General features: G+C 39.7%; 2 protein-coding genes and 1 pseudogene. All 3 read left to right on the top strand.

The features are described 5' to 3' along the window. Positions 1-2,062, top strand: a 2,062-nt coding sequence (locus AABI99_RS17840; protein WP_338367465.1) for an RHS repeat-associated core domain-containing protein, incomplete at its 5' end; no start/stop codon positions are given. 8 nt (positions 2,063-2,070) lie between these two features. Next, the gene (locus AABI99_RS17845) at positions 2,071-2,823 is read left to right on the top strand and encodes a hypothetical protein (protein WP_338367466.1); all 753 of its coding nucleotides are present in this window, start codon (positions 2,071-2,073) and stop codon (positions 2,821-2,823) included. Positions 2,824-2,853: 30 nt separating this feature from the next. Next, a pseudogene (locus AABI99_RS17850) lies at positions 2,854-3,052 on the top strand (hypothetical protein); the annotation flags it as partial.

A 3,052-nucleotide genomic window follows, 5' to 3' on the forward strand; every position in this document is an offset into this window, starting at 1 on the left:
TATCAATTTTGAATACAACAGCCTCGGCCAGTTAATACAACAAACATTGGCAAGCCCACGTGCTGATACAACCACGCACTACCAGTGGGATAGCTTTGGTAACCCACAAAGTCAGACTGTTCAATCAAACACAAACGATGCAGACATTAGCGGTACAGACACTAGTGATACAGGCGAGCAGGGTATAGAACATGATGCTGCCAGTAACGAGCATACAGCCAACTCTTCTATTGATTTAACACGTGCCACGCATAGCGAATACAATGAGTTAGCGCCAAATAGTAGTGAAAGTAGTAGTAAAAATAGTAGCAAAGTAGACTCAGTAATTAATAATGATGGCACTAACAACACCACAATAAACAGTGCCACCGACGCCGACCGCCTAACACACTTTGGCGATAGCGACTTTTACTACGACGAGTTTGGTAACCAAATACGCGAAACCGGCAAAGGCATAAAAACCCGCCGTGAATACAATGCGTTTAATCAGTTAAGCTGTTTTAATAACAACGGAACGCTCATCCAATACGACTACGACCCTCTCGGTCGTCGTATCGCCAAGCACACCGAACACGGTAAAATTGATTACATTTGGGATAACGACCAGTTAATCGGCGAATGCCAACACGGTGAATATACGTGGTATATCAACCTGCCGAATCAATTTCACCCAGTTGCGCTGATTAAACAAGGTGAGGTGTATTACTACCACCTAGACCAACTTAACACCCCACGCTTTGTAACCAATAACAAAGCAGAAGTCGTATGGGAAAACCAAGCCGATGTGTATGGTTATGAAGAGCCAGAAGTCGACTTTAATACAAAAAGCAGCTTCACTCAGCCAATTCGTTTCCAAGGGCAATATTTAGATGAAGAGAGCGGCTTACATTACAACCGCTATCGTTACTACAGCCCCAAACAACAGCGCTTTATAAACCAAGACCCAATAGGATTAGTGGGTGGTATAAACCACTATCAATATGCGCCGAACCCAGTTAATTGGGTGGATCCGTTTGGGTTGAGTTGTAAGGAAGGGACTGCCACAGTTTTAAAAATCGGTCATGGTAGTGACATGCATTTTGCGATTCAGGTCAAAACAAAGTTTGATACGACTAAAACTCACCAACATGGTGGTACTGAAGCTGATGGCACTAGAACCAATACACTTATCATCGGTTACGATGAGGAAGATTTTGCAGGTAAATCGATTGAGAAATCGACGATTAAGTTACCAAATGCGATAGCTGCAAGTGACTTACAAAGGCAGCTACTTAGAGAAGGCGACATGGCTCTTGATAGAGCTGATTGGAATCCAGATAACTTGGATACACCACTATATGATCCTGTTAACCAAAGTTGTTTAACTCATGTATTTGATGTGTTGAAAGCTGGAGGTATTGAGAATGTTCCAGATAACTCTAATAGTAAAGATCGTAAAGTTCTGTTATTTACGCACAAGTTAATGAAAGGGAAGTTTGACTCTCCTAAGAAGAAGTCAGAAGAAAAGAAAGAGCCTAAATCCGAAGATGCGACTCTTGAAAAACATACCAAAGCAGTTGAAGAGTATAAAAAACACTATGAAACGCGGCTAAAAGACTCAATCGCGGCAGGAGATTCAGCTAGGAGGCAAGGTGCTTTTAAAGCAAAGATTACAGAGGCTAAAGGTGAGCTTGGTGCTTCAATGTACATGGAAAAAGAGTTTTCAGACCCACCTCCTCCAGCCACAATGGAAATGGGCTTTGGCCCAGGTCCAGGAGTCGACCAAGTATGGGCAAAACGAGACAAAAATGGCAAAGTGATAGAGTACTTTGTTGTTGAAGCTAAAGGTCCTGGCGCTAAATTAACGACTGGCGCCAAAAAAGGTGACCAGATGACGGACCATTGGATTAAAAAAAGTTTAGAGTCGATGCAAAAGTCTAAAAAGTACAAAGAAAAGAATCGACTAGGCGAAGATATTTTAGATGCTATTGAAAATGAAGACCCAAAAGTAACTAAACTTGTTATTGAAGCTGTCGAGATTGACAGCAACATTACAGGCGGTAGACTTCAGCCTCTTCCATAGGAAAAATAATGTTAAAACTAAATAATTATGATTTTGAATCTGAAAAGCTTTTTAGAAAGGCACCTAATACAATAAAAGTAAGACTAAAACATATGAATGACCCATCTGTTGAGGTAGACACTAAAAAAAGAGCGTGTTGGGTTCTTTCTTATAAATATCAGGATCTAGCGTACGCACATTACGTTTTAGAAAACTATAATGAAGCAAAATTTTACCTAAAAGAAGCGGCACAATTTGCATACTTAACTGGTTTTGATTCAGAGCTAAAAGGGCATAACAATGAGTGGACAATCCAAGGTGAGTTAAATGTCGCTTTATTGTTTGGTGATGAGTCAATAATAAGTAAATTACGTGAACATGCAGATGACTTTACAATCAGCAGTGTAACTAAGAAAGCGATCTTTTTATATGACCATCTACTAATAAAAATAGGTACAGGGAAGTCGCTTTCTACGAACGAAATTGAAAGCGCACTGACTGAGGCTAAATCAACAAAAGATAAAGATGTACAACAATGCATTGTGCCGCTTGTTGAGGCGATTAAAGGTCTCTCTATAGGTGATAATTTATTATGGCAATCAAGTATTGATAAAGTCATTGCATGGCATACTGATGAATGTAAATACGGCGACTTTAAAGAAGATGGAAATGCGGTCATGTCATTAAATGCGCTTAGCATGGCCAAATTGGGTAAAGATATGCATGGCTGGCAGTGTCAAACAGACTCACTTTATTTACCGTTATATTTAATTAACGATTAAATTTTTAGCCACTAATTTAGAGAAGAAATGATGAGTAATGTGATTAATCTTTTTATTGTTGATGAAGCTGTCTATCCCACAACCTCGAACTTAAGTGATGAGCAAACGTATCAAGCGTTAATTGATATTACTCAAGATGAAGCGACAAGATGGCAATCAATAGAGCTTAATATGCGAGCATTTATCCCTGCTATAGAGTTACTTGATGCTATTGTGGGTGGACAAGGGT

It is taken from the genome of uncultured Pseudoalteromonas sp. (assembly GCF_963922945.1).
Lineage (GTDB): Bacteria > Pseudomonadota > Gammaproteobacteria > Enterobacterales > Alteromonadaceae > Pseudoalteromonas.